Here is a 17,730-nt window from a genome sequence, read left to right as displayed (position 1 = left end):
TAAAAGGGAGGTAGGCCCCTTGATAGATGTAAATAACTTTGAATATATGAAGATTGGACTTGCTTCACCTGACAAGATTCGTTCTTGGTCATACGGTGAAGTTAAGAAACCAGAAACAATTAACTATCGTACGTTAAAGCCTGAAAAAGATGGCTTGTTCTGTGAGCGTATTTTCGGACCACAAAAGGACTGGGAATGTCATTGCGGAAAATACAAACGTGTACGTTATAAAGGTGTAGTTTGTGATCGATGTGGCGTTGAAGTAACGCGTGCAAAAGTACGTCGTGAACGTATGGGTCATATCGAATTAGCTGCTCCTGTATCTCATATTTGGTATTTCAAAGGTATCCCGAGCCGCATGGGACTTGTCTTAGACATGTCCCCTCGCGCGCTTGAAGAAGTAATTTATTTCGCTTCTTATGTTGTAACAGAAAGTGGAGATACACCACTTGATAAGAAGCAATTACTTTCTGAAAAAGAATACCGTGCATATCGTGATCGATATGGTAGCACATTCCAAGCTGCTATGGGTGCAGAAGCGATTAAAAAGCTACTACAAGACATTGATTTAGATAAAGAAGTAGACTTCTTAAAAGAAGAATTAAAAACAGCACAAGGACAACGCCGTACTCGTGCTATTAAACGTCTAGAAGTATTAGAAGCATTCCGTAACTCTGGAAATGAACCATCTTGGATGATCTTAGATGTTCTACCAGTTATCCCACCAGAACTACGCCCAATGGTACAGTTAGATGGTGGACGTTTTGCTACTTCTGACTTAAACGACTTATATCGTCGTGTAATTAACCGTAACAACCGTTTAAAACGTCTATTGGACCTAGGTGCTCCAAGCATCATCGTTCAAAACGAAAAACGTATGTTACAAGAAGCTGTAGACGCATTAATTGATAATGGTCGTCGTGGCCGTCCAGTTACTGGACCAGGTAACCGTCCATTAAAATCACTATCTCACATGCTTAAAGGTAAACAAGGACGTTTCCGTCAAAACTTATTAGGTAAACGTGTTGACTACTCTGGCCGTTCTGTAATCGTTGTAGGACCGAACTTAAAGATGTACCAATGTGGATTACCGAAAGAAATGGCGCTTGAACTGTTCAAACCTTTCGTTATGAAAGAGTTAGTTGGAAAAGGGTTAGCACACAACATTAAGAGTGCGAAACGTAAAATTGAGCGTGTACACCCTGAAGTTTGGGACGTTTTAGAATCTGTGATTAAAGAGCATCCAGTACTTCTAAACCGCGCACCAACACTTCACCGTCTTGGTATCCAGGCGTTTGAACCTACATTAGTAGAAGGTCGCGCAATTCGTCTTCACCCACTTGTATGTACTGCATACAACGCGGACTTTGACGGTGACCAAATGGCGGTTCACGTTCCGTTATCATCAGAGGCACAAGCAGAAGCTCGTATTCTTATGTTAGCGGCACAAAACATCTTGAATCCAAAAGACGGAAAACCAGTTGTTACTCCATCTCAGGATATGGTATTAGGTAACTACTACTTAACACTTGAGCGTGAAGGCGCAATCGGTGAAGGTATGGTCTTCAAAGATGCAAACGAAGCAATACTTGCATACCAAAATGGATATGTACATCTGCACACACGTGTTGCAGTTGCTGCAAGTTCAGTAAATAACGTAACGTTTACTGAAGAGCAAAAAGGTAAGCTTCTATTAACAACAGTTGGTAAATTAATATTTAACGAAATCTTACCAGAGTCGTTCCCTTATATTAATGAACCGACTAACTCAAACCTTGAAAAAGAAACACCAGCGGAATATTTCGTTGAAAAAGGTGCGAACATTAAAGAAATTATTGCTAGTCGCGAAGAAGTGGCGCCATTTAGCAAGAAGATCCTTGGTAACATCATTGCGGAAGTATTCAAACGTTTCCAAATTACGGAAACATCTCGCATGCTTGACCGTATGAAAAACTTAGGATTTAAGTACTCTACAAAAGCTGGTATTACAGTTGGGGTATCTGACATTCTTGTATTAGGTGAAAAAGATGAAATTCTCCATGAAGCACAAGCAAAAGTAGATAATGTAATTAAACAATTCCGTCGCGGTTTAATCACGGAAGAAGAACGTTACGATCGTGTTATCTCTATTTGGAGTAATGCAAAAGATGTTATCCAAGGAAAACTGATGAAATCCTTGAATAAACGCAACCCAATCTTCATGATGAGTGATTCCGGTGCCCGTGGTAACGCATCGAACTTTACTCAGCTTGCTGGTATGCGTGGTCTAATGGCCAATCCATCTGGTCGTATTATTGAACTTCCAATTAAATCAAGTTTCCGTGAAGGTTTAACAGTACTTGAGTACTTCATCTCTACGCATGGTGCGCGTAAAGGTCTTGCCGATACAGCACTTAAAACTGCCGATTCTGGTTACTTAACACGTCGTCTTGTAGACGTTGCACAAGATGTAATTGTCCGTGAAGATGATTGTGGAACAGATCGTGGTCTATTAATTGGTGCGATTAAAGAGGGTAATGAAGTAATTGAGTCATTATATGATCGTCTTGTTGGACGTTTTGCAAGAAAAACTGTAAAACATCCTGAAACAGGTGAAGTATTAGTTAGTGAAAACCAATTAATTACTGAAGATATCGCTCATATCGTTGAAAATTCGGGTGTTGAAACTGTAAATATTCGTTCAGCGTTTACGTGTAACACTCGCCATGGTGTATGTAAGAAGTGTTACGGTCGTAACTTAGCAACTGGTACAGACGTAGAAGTAGGGGAAGCGGTAGGTATTATCGCAGCTCAATCTATTGGTGAGCCAGGTACACAGTTAACGATGCGTACGTTCCATACAGGTGGGGTTGCCGGAGATGATATCACTCAAGGTTTACCTCGTATCCAAGAGATCTTCGAAGCTCGTAATCCGAAAGGTCAGGCAGTTATCAGTGAAATCGATGGTGTTATCGCAGCGATCAACGATGTTAAAGATCGCCAAGAAGTAGTTGTACAGGGTGAAGTTGAAGCTCGTACGTATGCTATTCCTTACGGTGCTCGTCTGAAAGTAACTCCAGGACAGCCAATTAGCCACGGTAAAGAGTTAACAGAAGGTTCTATTGATCCGAAAGAACTACTAAAAGTAACGGACATTACAGCAGTTCAAGAATACTTATTACGTGAAGTTCAAAAAGTATACCGTATGCAAGGGGTAGAAATTGGTGACAAACACGTAGAGGTAATGGTACGCCAAATGCTACGTAAAGTTCGTGTAAGTGATGCAGGTGAAACAGATGTATTACCAGGAACATTACTAGATATCCATCAGTTTACTGATGCGAATGCGAAGGTGTTACTGCAAGGTAAACAACCAGCAACGGCTAGACCTGTTCTACTTGGTATTACAAAAGCTTCACTTGAAACTGATTCATTCTTATCTGCAGCATCATTCCAAGAAACAACTCGTGTCTTAACTGATGCAGCAATTAAAGGTAAACGTGATGAGCTTCTAGGATTGAAAGAGAACGTTATTATCGGTAAACTTGTTCCTGCTGGAACAGGTATGAATCGTTATCGCAAAGTGGATCTTGTAAAAACAACACAAGATGACATGAATGTAGAAAACGATGAGATTTATGTGGAACAGTAAAATTTTCCGTTGTAAATTTTGTATAAAAACATCTAATCCTAGTTGACATTGTATGAGTCAAAATGTTACTATAATCAAGGTTGCTCCTGAACGATACTTTGGAGGATATTTATATGTCTTATCAAAAAGTGTCAAATGCTGAAAATGTAGTCGTTGGTCATAAACGAACATTGGAAGCAATCCAAAATGGTATAGTTAAAGAAGTTGTTATTGCAGAAGATGCTGATGTGCGGTTAACCCATGTTATCATTCGTACTGCTTTGCAACATAACATACCCATAATCAAAGTTGAATCAGTTCGTAAGCTTGGAAAAGTTTCGGGGATTCAAGTGGGAGCTTCAGCAATAGGAATAATAAGTTAAAACTGTTTTTGTGAGGAGAGAGCATTTGCTCTTCCTTGCAAAAACTTTGTTTTCAACTAATAATGAACCACCTGGATATGTGGTCATACAAACATGCGAAGGGAGGATAATCAAATGCCTACTATTAACCAATTAGTGAGAAATGGTCGTACTGATAAAGTATGGAAATCTAAATCACCTGCGTTAAACAAAGGTTTTAACTCTTTAAAGAAAAAATCAACTGATATCTCTGCACCTCAAAAACGTGGTGTATGTACTCGTGTTGGTACAATGACTCCAAAGAAACCTAACTCAGCGTTACGTAAATACGCTCGTGTACGTTTAACAAACGGTATTGAAGTTACAGCTTACATCCCAGGTATCGGTCATAACTTACAAGAGCATAGCGTAGTATTAATTCGCGGTGGTCGAGTAAAGGATTTACCAGGGGTACGTTACCACATCGTTCGTGGAGCGCTTGATACAGCTGGTGTTGACAAACGTATGCAAGGACGTTCTAAATATGGTACTAAGCGACCAAAACCTGCTAAAAAATAATAAACTTATAATGAAAGGAGGAACTCAATATGCCTCGTAAAGGACCTGTTGCGAAACGTGACGTGTTACCAGATCCAATGTACAATTCTAAACTTGTAACACGCCTAATCAACAAAATGATGGTTGACGGTAAAAAAGGTAAATCTCAAACAATTCTTTATAACGCTTTCGATATCGTTCGTGAACGTTCAGATAAAGAACCAATGGAAGTATTCGAGCAAGCTCTTAAGAACATCATGCCTGTTCTTGAAGTACGCGCTCGTCGTGTTGGTGGTGCTAACTACCAAGTTCCAGTTGAGGTTCGTCCAGAACGCCGTACAACTTTAGGTCTTCGCTGGTTAGTAAACTATGCTCGTCTTCGTGGTGAAAAAACTATGGAAGAGCGTCTAGCTTACGAAATCTTAGATGCAGCTAACAACGCTGGTGCATCTGTTAAGAAACGTGAAGACACTCATAAAATGGCAGAAGCTAACAAAGCATTTGCTCATTACCGTTGGTAGGATTCAACGTAAAATAAATGTAAGCATAAACCGCTTTATTTGTCGCTTATGGAAGTGTGGAGAGGGAGAATGCCTCTCCCTTTCGTTGGGCGCTCGTTTTACATAATGAGGGTACTGGACACTGGCATATGTAACAATATAAAGTGGCTTTTTTGCTACTTAAAATAAAAAAATCCAATCCATATATGGAAGGAGCAAGACACCAAATGACAAGAGAGTTCTCTTTAGAAAACACTCGTAATATTGGTATCATGGCTCACATCGATGCTGGTAAAACAACAGCAACTGAGCGTATTCTGTATTACACAGGACGTATTCATAAAATCGGTGAAACTCATGAAGGTGCATCTCAGATGGACTGGATGGAGCAAGAGCAAGAGCGTGGTATCACAATTACTTCTGCTGCAACTACAGCTCAATGGAAGGGTCACCGTGTAAACATCATTGACACTCCAGGACACGTAGACTTTACAGTAGAAGTAGAACGTTCTTTACGCGTACTTGATGGTGCGGTAGCAGTACTTGATGCACAATCTGGTGTAGAACCACAAACAGAAACTGTTTGGCGTCAGGCTACTACTTACGGTGTACCTCGTATCGTATTCGTTAACAAAATGGATAAGATCGGTGCAGATTTCTTATACTCTGTAGGAACAATCCACGATCGTTTACAAGCAAACGCACATCCAATTCAGTTACCAATCGGTGCTGAAGATGAGTTCAATGGTATCATTGACCTTGTTGAAGAGTGTGCTTACATGTACGGTAACGATTTAGGAACAGACATCGAGCGTGTCGAAATTCCTGAAGAGCACAAAGAACTAGCTGAAGAATACCGTGGAAAGCTTATTGAAGCGGTAGCTGAGCTTGATGAAGAAATGATGATGAAGTACCTAGAAGGTGAAGAAATCACTGTAGAAGAGCTTAAAGCTGGTATCCGTAAGGCTACAACTTCTGTAGAATTCTTCCCAGTAATCTGTGGTTCTGCATTCAAAAACAAAGGTGTTCAAATTCTGTTAGACGCAGTTATCGACTACCTACCATCTCCATTAGATGTACCTGCTATTAAAGGTACTCTTCCGGATACAGATGAAGAAATCGAACGTAAGTCTAGCGATGAAGAACCATTCGCAGCTTTAGCATTCAAAATCATGACTGACCCTTACGTTGGTAAGTTAACGTTCTTCCGTGTGTACTCTGGTGTGTTAAACTCTGGATCATACGTGAAAAACTCAACTAAAGGTAAGCGTGAGCGTGTAGGACGTATCCTACAAATGCACGCTAACAGCCGTGAAGAGATTTCAACAGTTTACGCTGGTGATATCGCTGCTGCTGTAGGTTTAAAAGATACTACTACTGGTGATACTCTTTGTGACGAGAAGAGCCTTGTTATCCTTGAGTCTATGGAATTCCCAGAGCCAGTTATCTCTGTAGCTATCGAACCAAAATCTAAAGCTGACCAAGATAAAATGGGTACAGCATTATCTAAGCTTTCTGAAGAAGATCCAACATTCCGTGCTCACACTGACCAAGAAACTGGCCAAACTATCATCGCTGGTATGGGTGAACTTCACCTTGATATCATCGTTGACCGTATGCGCCGTGAATTCAAAGTCGAAGCAAACGTTGGTGCTCCTCAGGTAGCATACCGTGAAACTTTCCGCGCTGCTGCGAAAGTTGAAGGTAAGTTCGCTCGTCAATCTGGTGGACGTGGACAATTCGGTCACGTTTGGATTGAGTTTGCACCTAACGAAGAAGGTAAAGGTTTTGAATTCGAAAACAAAATCGTCGGCGGTGTAGTTCCACGTGAATACATCCCAGCTGTTGGAGCGGGTCTTGAAGACTCACTTAAAAATGGTGTACTAGCTGGTTACCCACTAGTTGACATTAAAGCAGCATTAGTTGACGGTTCTTACCATGATGTCGATTCATCTGAGATGGCGTTCAAAATCGCTGCATCTATGGCACTTAAAGCTGCGGTTTCTAAATGTAACCCAGTAATTCTTGAGCCAATGATGAAAGTTGAAGTTGTAATCCCTGAAGAATACATGGGAGACATCATGGGTGACGTAACATCTCGTCGTGGACGTGTAGAAGGTATGGAAGCTCGCGGTAACGCACAAGTTGTTCGCGCTATGGTTCCACTTTCTGAAATGTTCGGTTATGCGACAGCATTACGTTCTAACACTCAAGGACGCGGAACATTCTCAATGACATTTGATCATTATGAAGAAGTACCGAAGTCTGTTTCAGAAGAAATTATTAAAAAAAATAAAGGCGAATAATTGATTTTTATCAATTGTTCGAGTATAACTACTTATGTAAGCTTAGAAAGTGGGACGTAAGTTTCGCTTTCTAGTCTAAATATAAAATAACCTATATAAACTAAGGAGGAATTTAGAATGGCTAAAGCTAAATTCGAACGTTCTAAACCCCATGTTAACATCGGTACAATCGGCCACGTTGACCATGGTAAAACTACATTAACTGCTGCGATCACTACAGTTCTTGCAAAAGCTGGTGGTGCTGAAGCACGCGGATACGATCAAATCGACGCTGCTCCAGAAGAAAGAGAGCGCGGAATCACAATCTCAACTGCACACGTTGAGTACGAAACTGAAACTCGTCACTATGCACACGTTGACTGCCCAGGTCACGCTGACTATGTTAAAAACATGATCACTGGTGCTGCTCAAATGGACGGCGGTATCTTAGTAGTATCTGCTGCTGATGGCCCAATGCCTCAAACACGTGAGCACATCCTTCTTTCTCGTCAAGTAGGTGTTCCTTACATCGTTGTATTCTTAAACAAATGCGACATGGTAGACGACGAAGAATTATTAGAATTAGTAGAAATGGAAGTTCGTGACCTATTATCTGAATACGGATTCCCAGGCGACGACATTCCTGTAATCAAAGGTTCTGCTCTTAAAGCTCTTCAAGGAGAAGCTGATTGGGAAGCAAAAATCATTGAATTAATGACTGAAGTTGATGCTTACATCCCAACTCCAGAACGTGAAACTGACAAACCATTCTTAATGCCTATCGAGGATGTATTCTCTATCACAGGTCGTGGTACAGTTGCAACTGGTCGTGTAGAGCGCGGAATCGTTAAAGTTGGTGACGTAGTAGAAATCATCGGTCTTGCTGAAGAGAATGCTTCTACAACTGTAACAGGTGTAGAAATGTTCCGTAAACTTCTTGACCAAGCTCAAGCTGGAGACAACATCGGTGCTCTTCTTCGTGGGGTTGCTCGTGAAGACATCCAACGTGGACAAGTTCTTGCTAAAACTGGCTCTGTAAAAGCACACGCTAAATTCAAAGCTGAAGTTTTCGTATTATCTAAAGAAGAAGGTGGACGTCACACTCCATTCTTCGCTAACTACCGTCCTCAGTTCTACTTCCGTACAACTGACGTAACTGGTATCATCCAATTACCAGAAGGTACTGAAATGGTAATGCCTGGTGACAACATCGAAATGACTATCGAACTTATCGCTCCAATCGCTATCGAAGAGGGAACTAAATTCTCTATTCGTGAAGGTGGACGTACAGTAGGTTACGGTGTAGTTGCTACTATCGTTGAGTAATCTTAACTGATATAAAAACCCCCAAGGGATTTTCCCTTGGGGGTTTTGTTTGTGTTGATATAATGAATAAGGTGATATCTTTATGTTTTGACGAGTTTCTTCTATAGTATATAAAAACATTAAAACAAAATCCAAAAACTGTAAAATGAATTCTGGTAGATGAAAACTTGAAATTCTTTAAAGTGCCATGTATAATAGCAAAAGTAGAGAAAAGCAGATGCAAACAAAAAGATGCTTGCATCTAGACGAATAACATTGTATAATAGACAATGTTGGTCTTTGACTGCGATGAAGTGGAAGGTTGCTGACACACCCGGCCGCTTTGCCATGGCATGGTGTGGGGAAATTTCCATGGAGAAGGTCTATTTTAGAAATAGGCGAACGAAGGAGGGAAAATAATGGCAAAAGAAAAAATTCGTATCCGTTTAAAAGCTTATGATCACCGTATTCTTGATCAATCAGCTGAGAAAATTGTAGAAACAGCTAAGCGTTCTGGGGCAACAGTTTCTGGTCCGATCCCATTACCAACTGAGAAGACTATTTACACAATTCTTCGTGCTGTTCATAAGTACAAAGATTCTCGTGAGCAATTCGAAATGCGCACACACAAACGTTTAATCGATATCGTGAGTCCTACTCCACAAACAGTAGATTCATTAATGCGTTTAGACTTACCGTCTGGTGTAGATATCGAAATCAAACTATAAATTATATAACTTAAAAATGTAGGAGGTGTAACTCATGACCAAAGGAATCTTAGGAAGAAAGATCGGTATGACTCAAGTATTTGCTGAGAACGGTGAGTTAATCCCAGTAACAGTTATCGCTGCTAATCCAAACGTTGTTCTTCAAAAGAAAACAACTGAAACTGATGGCTACAATGCAATTCAGTTAGGATTTGAAGATAAACGTGAAAAGTTAACTAACAAACCTGAACAAGGCCACACTGCTAAAGCATCTACAACTCCTAAGCGCTTCATTCGCGAAATCCGCGATGCAGACGTGGACGGATTAGAGGTTGGTCAAGAGGTAAAAGTTGAAGTTTTCGCTGCAGGTGAAATCGTTGACGTAACAGGAATTTCTAAAGGTAAAGGTTTCCAAGGTGTTATCAAACGCCACGGACAATCTCGCGGACCTATGTCTCATGGTTCTCGCTATCACCGTCGTCCAGGTTCAATGGGCCCAGTTGCTCCGAACCGTGTATTCAAAGGCAAAAAACTTGCTGGACGTATGGGTGGAGACCAAGTTACTATCCAAAACTTAGAAATCGTTCAAGTTGACACTGAGCGCAACTTATTACTAGTAAAAGGTAACGTTCCAGGTGCTAAGAAATCTCTTGTAGTTGTTCAAGGCGCTGTGAAGGTTAGCAAATAATTCACAATAGGAAGGAGGAATTCCAATGCCAAAAGTTACTGTATATAACCAAACTGGTTCACAGGTTGGTGAAATCGAATTAGCTGAAGCTATTTTCGGTATCGAACCAAATGAAGCTGTACTTTTCGAAGCTGTAATGATGCAACGTGCATCTTTACGTCAAGGTACACACAAAGTAAAAACTCGTTCTGAAGTTCGCGGTGGTGGTCGTAAACCATGGCGTCAAAAAGGAACTGGACGTGCTCGTCAAGGGTCTATCCGCTCTCCTCAATGGCGTGGTGGTGGTACGGTATTCGGACCTACACCAAGAAGCTATGCGTACAAACTTCCTAAGAAAGTTCGTCGTTTAGCAATCAAATCTGCATTAGCTACTAAAGTAGTTGAGAACAACATTGTAGTTCTTGAAGACCTAGTGTTAAATGCACCAAAAACAAAAGACATGCTAGCAGTACTTAAAGGATTAACTGTTGAGAAGAAAGCTCTTATCGTAACTGCTGATGCAAACGAATCTGTAGAGTTATCTGCTCGCAATATCCCTGGAGTAACAGTAATCACTGCTGATGGCGTAAACGTTTTAGACGTGCTTCATCATGATAAGCTAATCATGACAAAAGCGGCAGTGGAAAAAGTAGAGGAGGTGCTTGCATAATGAGAGATCCTCGTGATATCATTAAGCGCCCAGTTATCACTGAACGTTCTATGGAAATGATGGCTGAAAAAAAATACACGTTCGATGTGGACGTTAAATCTAATAAAACAGAAGTTAAAGATGCTCTTGAAGCGATCTTTGGTGTTAAAGTAGAAAAAGTGAACATCATGAACTACAAGCCGAAAGCAAAACGCGTTGGTCGTCACGCTGGTTTTACTAGCCGTCGTCGTAAAGCAATCGTTAAGCTAACTGCTGACAGCAAAGAAATCGAAATCTTCCAAGGCGTTTAATTCTTACTAAAGAAGGAGGGAAATTGAGATGGGAATTAAAAAGTATAATCCAACTACTAACGGTCGTCGTAATATGACTACGAATGATTTCGCTGAAATCACGACTGACAGACCCGAAAAGTCATTACTTGCTCCTTTAAGCAAGAAGGCTGGTCGTAATAACCAAGGTAAAATTACTGTACGTCATCAAGGTGGCGGACATAAGCGTCAATACCGTATCATCGACTTTAAGCGTAACAAAGATGGAATTCCAGGACGCGTTGCTACGATCGAATACGATCCAAACCGCTCTGCGAATATCGCATTAATTAACTACGTTGACGGTGAAAAACGTTACATTCTTGCTCCTAAATCTTTAGAAGTAGGTATGGAAGTTATGTCTGGCCCAGAAGCTGACATCAAAATCGGTAACGCATTACCATTAATCAACATTCCAGTAGGTACTGTTGTTCATAACATCGAGCTTAAGCCTGGTCGTGGCGGACAATTAGTTCGTTCTGCTGGTACATCTGCTCAAGTACTTGGTAAAGAAGGTAAATACGTACTTGTACGTTTAACTTCTGGTGAAGTACGTCTTGTATTATCTGCTTGTCGCGCTTCAATCGGTCAAGTAGGTAACGAACAACACGAACTTATCAAAATCGGTAAAGCAGGTCGCTCTCGCTGGTTAGGTAAACGCCCAACAGTTCGTGGTTCTGTAATGAACCCGGTTGATCACCCACACGGTGGTGGTGAAGGTCGTTCTCCAATCGGACGTAAGTCTCCAATGTCTCCATGGGGTAAACCAACTCTTGGATTCAAGACTCGTAAGAAAAACAAAGCGTCTGACAAATTTATCGTTCGTCGTCGTAAAAAATAATGGGATTGTAGTACGGTTCATTTCTAGAACCGTACGCCAATCACGAAGGGAGGCACCAAAATGGCTCGTAGCTTAAAAAAAGGACCATTTGTCGATGATCACTTAATGAGCAAAATGGAAAAATTAGTTGCATCTGAGCAAAAACAAGTTGTTAAAACTTGGTCTCGCCGTTCAACAATCTTCCCTCAGTTCATCGGACACACAATCGCTGTATATGATGGTCGTAAACACGTACCTGTGTACATCACTGAGGATATGGTTGGCCATAAGTTAGGTGAATTCGCACCAACTCGTACGTATAAAGGTCACCTTGCTGACGATAAGAAAACTAGAAGATAATGAGAGGAGGCACTTCAATGCAAGCTAAAGCAGTAGCGAGAACAGTTCGTATTGCTCCTCGTAAAGTTCGTTTAGTAGTAGACTTAATCCGAGGTAAGCAAGTGGGTGAAGCGATTGCTATCCTTAACCACACACCAAAAACTGCTTCTCCAGTTGTAGAAAAAGTTTTAAAATCTGCAATCGCAAATGCAGAGCACAATTATGAGATGGACATTAACAACCTAGTTGTTGAAAAAGTATTCGTTGACGAAGGTCCAACGTTGAAACGTTTCCGTCCACGTGCAATGGGTCGTGCAAGCCAAATTAACAAACGCACAAGCCACATCACAGTTGTGGTATCAGAAAAGAAGGAGGGATAATCGATGGGTCAGAAGGTTAATCCAATTGGTCTTCGTGTCGGTGTTATCCGTGACTGGGAATCTCGTTGGTTCGCTGAGAAAGATTACGCTACATTATTACATGAAGACATCAAAATCCGTGAGTACATTAATGTACGCTTAAAAGATTCTGCTGTTGCTAAAGTAGAAATCGAACGTGCAGCAAATCGTGTAAATGTTACAATTCACACTGCAAAACCTGGTATGGTAATTGGTAAAGGTGGTACTGAAGTTGAAGCACTTCGTAAAGCTCTTAACCAATTAACAGGCAAGCGTGTACACATCAACATTTTAGAAGTTAAGAGAGCTGATCTTAACGCTAAATTAGTAGGCGAAAACATCGCTCGTCAATTAGAAAACCGTGTATCATTCCGTCGTGCACAAAAGCAAGTTATTCAACGTGCTATGCGTGCAGGTGCTAAAGGTATTAAAACACAGGTTTCTGGTCGTCTTGGCGGAGCTGATATCGCTCGTGCAGAATCTTACAGTGAAGGAACTGTTCCACTTCATACACTTCGCGCTGATATTGACTATGCAGCAGTTGAAGCTGATACAACATACGGTAAATTAGGCGTAAAAGTATGGATCTACCGTGGAGAAGTCCTTCCTACAAAAAAGAAAGCTTCTGAGGAAGGAGGAAAATAATATGTTAATGCCAAAACGCGTAAAATATCGTAGAGAGCATCGTGGTAAAATGCGTGGTCGTGCTAAAGGTGGAACTGAAATTGCTTTCGGTGAATTCGGTTTACAAGCACAAGCTGCTTCATGGATTACAAACCGTCAAATCGAAGCTGCTCGTCGTGCAATGACTCGTTACATGAAACGTGGCGGTAAAGTATGGATTAAAATTTTCCCTTCTAAACCTTACACTGCAAAACCTCTAGAAGTACGTATGGGTTCCGGTAAAGGGGCACCAGAAGGCTGGGTAGCAGTAGTAAAACCTGGGAAAATTATGTTCGAAATCGCGGGTGTATCTGAAGAGGTAGCACGCGAAGCATTACGTCTTGCAGCTCACAAGTTACCTGTGAAATGTAAATTCGTAAAACGTGAAGAAAATGGTGGTGAATCTAATGAAAACTAATGATATTCGTGAATTAACCACTGCCGAAATCGAAACAAAAGTTAAAGCTTTAAAGGAAGAGTTGTTTAATCTTCGCTTCCAACTTGCTACAGGACAATTAGAGAATCCAACTCGCATTCGTGAAGTGCGTAAAGCAATTGCTCGTATGAAAACTGTAGTTCGTGAAAGAGAGATCGGAATTAATCGATAAATTGAGGGGAGGTTTGCATAGTGAGCGAACGTAACCAACGCAAAGTTTATACTGGTCGTGTAGTGTCTGACAAAATGGACAAAACGATTACAGTTTTAGTTGAAACTTACAAAACTCATTCCTTGTACGGAAAACGTGTTAAGTATTCTAAGAAGTACAAAGCCCATGATGAGCAAAACCAAGCGAAACTTGGCGATATCGTTAAAATCATGGAAACTCGCCCGCTTTCTGCTACTAAGCGTTTCCGTTTAGTTGAAATCGTTGAAGAAGCGGTTATTATCTAAATAGACGAATCGGAATTTTTAGTCCGAAGGGAGGTTTCATAACATGATCCAACAAGAATCTCGTTTGAAAGTTGCTGACAACTCTGGTGCACGTGAACTTTTAACAATTAAAGTATTAGGCGGCTCTGGTCGTAAATATGCTAACATTGGTGACATTATCGTTGCTACGGTAAAACAAGCAACACCAGGTGGCGTTGTTAAAAAAGGTGACGTTGTTAAAGCAGTAGTAGTACGTACGAAGAGCGGAGCTCGTCGTCCGGACGGTTCTTATATCAAATTTGATGAAAACGCAGCGGTTATCATTAAAGACGATAAGAGCCCACGTGGTACTCGTATCTTCGGACCAGTAGCTCGTGAATTACGTGATAGCAACTTCATGAAGATCGTTTCTTTAGCTCCAGAAGTTCTATAATTTAAGGTATTGCCTTGCTAAGGAGGTGCAGAATTAAGATGCATGTAAAAAAAGGTGATAAAGTACAGGTAATCACTGGTAAAGACAAAGGAAAACAAGGCGTTATCCTTGTGGCTTTCCCAAAGCAAAACCGTGTTATCGTTGAGGGTGTTAACATCGTTAAAAAACACTCTAAGCCATCTCAATTAAATCCACAAGGTGGAATTATTACTAAAGAAGCACCTATTCACGTTTCTAACGTTATGATTTTAGATCCGAAAACAGGTGAACCTACTCGCGTAGGCTTCAAAGTAGAAGATGGTAACAAAGTTCGTATTGCAAAAAAATCTGGTGAATTATTAGATAAATAATTTTCTTAAGAAAGGAGGTCACTTCATTGAATCGCCTTAAAGAGAAGTTCCAAAAGGAAATTACTCCTGCTCTAGTGAGCAAGTTTAACTATAAATCTGTGATGGAAGTACCGAAAATCGAAAAGATCGTAATCAACACTGGTGTTGGTGACGCGGTATCTAACTCAAAAGCTTTAGACAATGCAGTAGAAGAATTAACACAAATCGCAGGTCAAAAGCCTGTTGTAACTCGTGCTAAAAAATCAATCGCTGGTTTCCGTCTTCGTGAAGGTATGCCAATCGGTGCGAAAGTAACTTTACGCGGCGAGCAAATGTATGAGTTCTTCGACAAATTAGTATCGGTTTCTTTACCACGTGTACGTGATTTCCGTGGTGTTTCTAAGAAATCATTCGATGGTCGTGGAAACTACACATTAGGTGTTAAAGAGCAACTTATCTTCCCTGAGATTGATTATGATAAAGTAAGCAAAGTCCGCGGTATGGACATCGTAATCGTTACTACAGCGAAAACTGATGAAGAAGCTCGTGAACTTTTAACACAATTCGGTATGCCATTCCAAAAATAATGGAAGCCAACGCTAAGTAGAGGAGGCGAAAACGTGGCTAAAAAATCTATGATAGCGAAACAAAAGCGTACTCCTAAGTTTAAAGTACAAGAGTATACACGTTGCGAACGCTGCGGTCGTCCGCATTCTGTATACCGCAAATTTAAGCTTTGCCGTATTTGTTTCCGTGAACTTGCATATAAAGGTCAAATTCCTGGTGTTAAAAAAGCTAGTTGGTAAAACCCACAAATGGGAAGGAGGTAAAACACATGGTGATGACAGATCCAATTGCAGACATGCTTACTCGCATCCGTAATGCGAACATGGTACGTCATGAGAAATTAGAGGTTCCTGCTTCTAAAATCAAAAAAGAGATCGCTGAACTTTTAAAACGTGAAGGTTTCATTCGTGATGTAGAATACATCGAGGATAACAAACAAGGTATCCTTCGTATTTTCCTGAAATATGGTGCAAACAATGAACGTGTAATCACTGGATTAAAACGTATCAGTAAACCTGGCTTACGCGTTTACGCTAAAGCTGACGAAGTACCACGTGTACTTAACGGATTAGGTATCGCTCTTGTTTCTACATCTAAGGGAGTAATGACAGACAAAGACGCTCGTCAATTACAAACTGGTGGAGAAGTAGTAGCATACGTTTGGTAATATATATTTAAAACGAACGGAGGTGTGACCACATGTCTCGTATTGGTAAAAAGATTCTTGAAATCCCTGCAGGTGTTACTATTACAATTGCAGAAGACAATACTGTAACAGTAAAAGGCCCTAAAGGTGAATTAACTCGTAAATTCAATGCTGATATGTCTATCAAAATTGAAGAAAATACACTAACAGTTGAGCGTCCATCTGAACAGAAGGAACACCGTGCATTACACGGTACAACTCGTGCTTTAATCGGAAACATGGTTGAAGGTGTAACTGCAGGTTTCGCACGCGGACTTGAATTAGTCGGTGTTGGTTACCGTGCTCAAAAACAAGGAGATAAACTTGTTTTAAGCGTAGGTTATTCTCATCCAGTAGAAATGACTCCGGAAGCAGGTCTTGAAGTTGAAGTACCTGCACCAACTAAAATCGTAATTAAAGGTATCGACAAGCAACGTGTTGGCGAATTTGCTGCTAACATCCGTGCTGTACGTGCTCCTGAGCCATATAAAGGTAAAGGTATTCGTTACGAAGGCGAAGTTGTTCGTCGTAAAGAAGGTAAAACTGCTAAGTAAACCCGTTAGGTGAGAGAAAGGAGTGACAAGAATGATCACTAAAGCTGATAAAAATGCGACTCGTAAGAAAAGACATGCACGTGTACGTGCTAAACTTACTGGTACTGCAGAACGTCCACGTTTAAACGTGTTCCGTTCTAACCAACATATTTACGCTCAAGTTATTGATGATGTAAATGGTGTAACGTTAGTAAGTGCATCTACTCTTGATAAAGACCTTGCTCTTAACGGTACTAGCAATACTGAAGCTGCTACGAAAGTTGGAGAATCAGTTGCTAAGCGTGCTGTAGAGAAAGGCGTTAAAGAAGTAGTATTTGATCGCGGTGGTTACTTATACCATGGCCGTGTTAAAGCTCTAGCTGAAGCTGCTCGTGAGGCTGGATTACAATTTTAATGGTCAAAGGAGGGAAAATTGATGCATCGCATTGACCCAAGTAAATTAGAACTTGAAGAACGTGTAGTTACGATAAATCGTGTCGCGAAAGTTGTTAAGGGTGGTCGTCGTTTCCGCTTTGCTGCACTAGTTGTAGTTGGCGATAAAAACGGTCATGTTGGATTCGGTACTGGTAAAGCACAAGAGGTACCAGACGCAATTCGCAAAGCTATCGAAGACGCTAAGAAAAATTTAATCGCTGTACCATTAGTTGGTACAACAATTCCACACACAATCAACGGTCATTTTGGAGCTGGTGAAGTATTCTTAAAACCTGCTGCTGAGGGTACTGGTGTTATTGCTGGTGGACCTGTTCGTGCGGTTCTTGAATTAGCTGGTGTACAAGATATTCTTTCAAAATCTCTTGGTTCTAACACACCAATCAACATGATTCGCGCTACTGTGAACGGATTAAGCGAACTTAAGCGCGCTGAAGATGTTGCAAAATTACGCGGTAAATCTGTAGAAGAGCTACTAGGTTAAGGAGGGAAAACAAATGGCGAAAAAGTTAGAAATTACCCTCACTCGTAGTGTAATTGGTCGTCCACAAGATCAACGTGCGACGGTAGAAGCTTTAGGTCTTAAAAAGTTGAATTCAACTGTAGTTAAGGAAGAAACTCCTGCTATTCTTGGTATGATCAACAAAGTTTCTCACCTTTTAACTGTAAAAGAAGCTTAAGGATAACT

At 40.8% G+C, this 17,730-nt stretch carries 26 protein-coding genes; all 26 read left to right on the top strand.

The genetic code is table 11. The features are described from left to right. The first annotated feature begins 19 nt into the window (after positions 1-19). The gene (rpoC, locus tag COK05_RS19910) at positions 20-3,631 is read left to right on the top strand and encodes a DNA-directed RNA polymerase subunit beta' (RefSeq protein WP_098613938.1); all 3,612 of its coding nucleotides are present in this window, start codon (positions 20-22) and stop codon (positions 3,629-3,631) included. A gap of 113 nt (positions 3,632-3,744) precedes the next feature. Further along, positions 3,745-3,993, top strand: coding sequence for a ribosomal L7Ae/L30e/S12e/Gadd45 family protein (locus COK05_RS19905; RefSeq protein ID WP_098613937.1), 249 nt, complete (start codon positions 3,745-3,747; stop codon positions 3,991-3,993). Between the two features lie 114 nt (positions 3,994-4,107). Beyond that, entirely contained in the window at positions 4,108-4,530 is a 423-nt protein-coding gene (gene rpsL / locus COK05_RS19900; protein WP_001142341.1) for a 30S ribosomal protein S12, read from the top strand. Positions 4,531-4,559: 29 nt separating this feature from the next. Further along, a complete protein-coding gene (gene rpsG, locus COK05_RS19895; protein WP_001137492.1) occupies positions 4,560-5,030 on the top strand; it encodes a 30S ribosomal protein S7 in 471 nt (156 codons plus the stop codon). Positions 5,031-5,236: 206 nt separating this feature from the next. After that, the gene (gene fusA, locus COK05_RS19890) at positions 5,237-7,315 is read left to right on the top strand and encodes an elongation factor G (protein WP_000196383.1); all 2,079 of its coding nucleotides are present in this window, start codon (positions 5,237-5,239) and stop codon (positions 7,313-7,315) included. A 117-nt stretch (positions 7,316-7,432) separates the two neighbouring features. Next, on the top strand, positions 7,433-8,620 hold the full coding sequence (tuf, locus tag COK05_RS19885; RefSeq protein WP_001029617.1) for an elongation factor Tu: 1,188 nt from the start codon (positions 7,433-7,435) through the stop codon (positions 8,618-8,620). Between the two features lie 398 nt (positions 8,621-9,018). Continuing rightward, positions 9,019-9,327, top strand: a complete 309-nt coding sequence (gene rpsJ / locus COK05_RS19880) for a 30S ribosomal protein S10 (RefSeq protein WP_001040595.1) — start codon at positions 9,019-9,021, stop codon at positions 9,325-9,327. 34 nt (positions 9,328-9,361) lie between these two features. Further along, positions 9,362-9,994, top strand: coding sequence for a 50S ribosomal protein L3 (gene rplC / locus COK05_RS19875; RefSeq protein WP_000160209.1), 633 nt, complete (start codon positions 9,362-9,364; stop codon positions 9,992-9,994). A gap of 25 nt (positions 9,995-10,019) precedes the next feature. Further along, the gene (rplD, locus tag COK05_RS19870; RefSeq protein ID WP_001127258.1) at positions 10,020-10,643 is read left to right on the top strand and encodes a 50S ribosomal protein L4; all 624 of its coding nucleotides are present in this window, start codon (positions 10,020-10,022) and stop codon (positions 10,641-10,643) included. Next, on the top strand, positions 10,643-10,933 hold the full coding sequence (rplW, locus tag COK05_RS19865) for a 50S ribosomal protein L23 (protein WP_001205558.1): 291 nt from the start codon (positions 10,643-10,645) through the stop codon (positions 10,931-10,933). The genes rplD and rplW overlap by 1 nt, the downstream gene beginning before the upstream one ends. 28 nt (positions 10,934-10,961) lie before the next feature. Further along, positions 10,962-11,792: a 50S ribosomal protein L2 gene (rplB, locus tag COK05_RS19860; protein ID WP_000511583.1), complete on the top strand. Its 831-nt coding sequence runs from the start codon at positions 10,962-10,964 to the stop codon at positions 11,790-11,792. A gap of 60 nt (positions 11,793-11,852) precedes the next feature. Further along, positions 11,853-12,131 (top strand): 30S ribosomal protein S19, encoded by a 279-nt coding sequence (rpsS, locus tag COK05_RS19855; RefSeq protein WP_000124454.1) that lies wholly within the window; start codon positions 11,853-11,855, stop codon positions 12,129-12,131. Between the two features lie 17 nt (positions 12,132-12,148). Further along, positions 12,149-12,490, top strand: coding sequence for a 50S ribosomal protein L22 (gene rplV / locus COK05_RS19850; protein WP_001148024.1), 342 nt, complete (start codon positions 12,149-12,151; stop codon positions 12,488-12,490). A 3-nt stretch (positions 12,491-12,493) separates the two neighbouring features. Further along, the gene (rpsC, locus tag COK05_RS19845; protein ID WP_000529956.1) at positions 12,494-13,153 is read left to right on the top strand and encodes a 30S ribosomal protein S3; all 660 of its coding nucleotides are present in this window, start codon (positions 12,494-12,496) and stop codon (positions 13,151-13,153) included. A 1-nt stretch (position 13,154) separates the two neighbouring features. Further along, entirely contained in the window at positions 13,155-13,589 is a 435-nt protein-coding gene (gene rplP / locus COK05_RS19840; protein ID WP_000928969.1) for a 50S ribosomal protein L16, read from the top strand. Beyond that, on the top strand, positions 13,579-13,779 hold the full coding sequence (gene rpmC, locus COK05_RS19835) for a 50S ribosomal protein L29 (protein ID WP_000855718.1): 201 nt from the start codon (positions 13,579-13,581) through the stop codon (positions 13,777-13,779). Before rplP ends, rpmC begins: the two co-directional genes overlap by 11 nt. 20 nt (positions 13,780-13,799) lie before the next feature. Next, entirely contained in the window at positions 13,800-14,063 is a 264-nt protein-coding gene (gene rpsQ, locus COK05_RS19830) for a 30S ribosomal protein S17 (RefSeq protein ID WP_000004106.1), read from the top strand. Between the two features lie 43 nt (positions 14,064-14,106). Further along, positions 14,107-14,475 (top strand): 50S ribosomal protein L14, encoded by a 369-nt coding sequence (rplN, locus tag COK05_RS19825; RefSeq protein WP_000615912.1) that lies wholly within the window; start codon positions 14,107-14,109, stop codon positions 14,473-14,475. Positions 14,476-14,513: 38 nt separating this feature from the next. Further along, positions 14,514-14,825: a 50S ribosomal protein L24 gene (gene rplX / locus COK05_RS19820; protein WP_098613936.1), complete on the top strand. Its 312-nt coding sequence runs from the start codon at positions 14,514-14,516 to the stop codon at positions 14,823-14,825. 26 nt (positions 14,826-14,851) lie between these two features. Beyond that, positions 14,852-15,391, top strand: coding sequence for a 50S ribosomal protein L5 (gene rplE, locus COK05_RS19815; protein WP_001080829.1), 540 nt, complete (start codon positions 14,852-14,854; stop codon positions 15,389-15,391). 33 nt (positions 15,392-15,424) lie between these two features. After that, a complete protein-coding gene (rpsN, locus tag COK05_RS19810; protein WP_001085700.1) occupies positions 15,425-15,610 on the top strand; it encodes a 30S ribosomal protein S14 in 186 nt (61 codons plus the stop codon). A gap of 29 nt (positions 15,611-15,639) precedes the next feature. Next, complete coding sequence (gene rpsH / locus COK05_RS19805; protein ID WP_000245511.1) at positions 15,640-16,038, top strand: 30S ribosomal protein S8; 399 nt, start codon at positions 15,640-15,642, stop codon at positions 16,036-16,038. 32 nt (positions 16,039-16,070) lie between these two features. Beyond that, positions 16,071-16,610, top strand: coding sequence for a 50S ribosomal protein L6 (gene rplF / locus COK05_RS19800; protein WP_000086551.1), 540 nt, complete (start codon positions 16,071-16,073; stop codon positions 16,608-16,610). Between the two features lie 31 nt (positions 16,611-16,641). Beyond that, positions 16,642-17,004: a 50S ribosomal protein L18 gene (gene rplR / locus COK05_RS19795; protein ID WP_000628818.1), complete on the top strand. Its 363-nt coding sequence runs from the start codon at positions 16,642-16,644 to the stop codon at positions 17,002-17,004. Positions 17,005-17,025: 21 nt separating this feature from the next. Continuing rightward, a complete protein-coding gene (gene rpsE / locus COK05_RS19790; RefSeq protein WP_000554646.1) occupies positions 17,026-17,526 on the top strand; it encodes a 30S ribosomal protein S5 in 501 nt (166 codons plus the stop codon). A gap of 13 nt (positions 17,527-17,539) precedes the next feature. Further along, positions 17,540-17,722, top strand: a complete 183-nt coding sequence (gene rpmD / locus COK05_RS19785) for a 50S ribosomal protein L30 (protein ID WP_001085233.1) — start codon at positions 17,540-17,542, stop codon at positions 17,720-17,722. Positions 17,723-17,730: the final 8 nt, after the last annotated feature.

Origin of the sequence: Bacillus cereus (assembly GCF_002567495.1) — a bacterium.
In the GTDB taxonomy this organism is placed as follows: Bacteria; Bacillota; Bacilli; order Bacillales; family Bacillaceae_G; genus Bacillus_A; species Bacillus_A cereus_AQ.
Note: the sequence above shows the minus strand (reverse complement) of the source record. Positions and strands in the feature narration are given on the sequence as shown.

Excerpts from the sequence above, each read along its gene's own strand:
- rpmD (WP_001085233.1), top strand. The coding sequence starts at position 17,540 with ATGGCGAAAAAGTTAGAAATTACCCTCACTCGTAGTGTAATTGGTCGT.
- rpsL (WP_001142341.1), top strand. The coding sequence starts at position 4,108 with ATGCCTACTATTAACCAATTAGTGAGAAATGGTCGTACTGATAAAGTA.
- rplF (WP_000086551.1), top strand. The coding sequence starts at position 16,071 with ATGTCTCGTATTGGTAAAAAGATTCTTGAAATCCCTGCAGGTGTTACT.
- rplB (WP_000511583.1), top strand. The coding sequence starts at position 10,962 with ATGGGAATTAAAAAGTATAATCCAACTACTAACGGTCGTCGTAATATG.
- rpmC (WP_000855718.1), top strand. The coding sequence starts at position 13,579 with ATGAAAACTAATGATATTCGTGAATTAACCACTGCCGAAATCGAAACA.
- rpsC (WP_000529956.1), top strand. The coding sequence starts at position 12,494 with ATGGGTCAGAAGGTTAATCCAATTGGTCTTCGTGTCGGTGTTATCCGT.
- rpsE (WP_000554646.1), top strand. The coding sequence starts at position 17,026 with ATGCATCGCATTGACCCAAGTAAATTAGAACTTGAAGAACGTGTAGTT.
- rplD (WP_001127258.1), top strand. The coding sequence starts at position 10,020 with ATGCCAAAAGTTACTGTATATAACCAAACTGGTTCACAGGTTGGTGAA.
- rpsS (WP_000124454.1), top strand. The coding sequence starts at position 11,853 with ATGGCTCGTAGCTTAAAAAAAGGACCATTTGTCGATGATCACTTAATG.
- rpsJ (WP_001040595.1), top strand. The coding sequence starts at position 9,019 with ATGGCAAAAGAAAAAATTCGTATCCGTTTAAAAGCTTATGATCACCGT.
- tuf (WP_001029617.1), top strand. The coding sequence starts at position 7,433 with ATGGCTAAAGCTAAATTCGAACGTTCTAAACCCCATGTTAACATCGGT.
- rplP (WP_000928969.1), top strand. The coding sequence starts at position 13,155 with ATGTTAATGCCAAAACGCGTAAAATATCGTAGAGAGCATCGTGGTAAA.
- rpsG (WP_001137492.1), top strand. The coding sequence starts at position 4,560 with ATGCCTCGTAAAGGACCTGTTGCGAAACGTGACGTGTTACCAGATCCA.
- rpsH (WP_000245511.1), top strand. The coding sequence starts at position 15,640 with ATGGTGATGACAGATCCAATTGCAGACATGCTTACTCGCATCCGTAAT.
- rplC (WP_000160209.1), top strand. The coding sequence starts at position 9,362 with ATGACCAAAGGAATCTTAGGAAGAAAGATCGGTATGACTCAAGTATTT.
- rplW (WP_001205558.1), top strand. The coding sequence starts at position 10,643 with ATGAGAGATCCTCGTGATATCATTAAGCGCCCAGTTATCACTGAACGT.
- rplR (WP_000628818.1), top strand. The coding sequence starts at position 16,642 with ATGATCACTAAAGCTGATAAAAATGCGACTCGTAAGAAAAGACATGCA.
- rplX (WP_098613936.1), top strand. The coding sequence starts at position 14,514 with ATGCATGTAAAAAAAGGTGATAAAGTACAGGTAATCACTGGTAAAGAC.
- rplN (WP_000615912.1), top strand. The coding sequence starts at position 14,107 with ATGATCCAACAAGAATCTCGTTTGAAAGTTGCTGACAACTCTGGTGCA.
- fusA (WP_000196383.1), top strand. The coding sequence starts at position 5,237 with ATGACAAGAGAGTTCTCTTTAGAAAACACTCGTAATATTGGTATCATG.
- COK05_RS19905 (WP_098613937.1), top strand. The coding sequence starts at position 3,745 with ATGTCTTATCAAAAAGTGTCAAATGCTGAAAATGTAGTCGTTGGTCAT.
- rplV (WP_001148024.1), top strand. The coding sequence starts at position 12,149 with ATGCAAGCTAAAGCAGTAGCGAGAACAGTTCGTATTGCTCCTCGTAAA.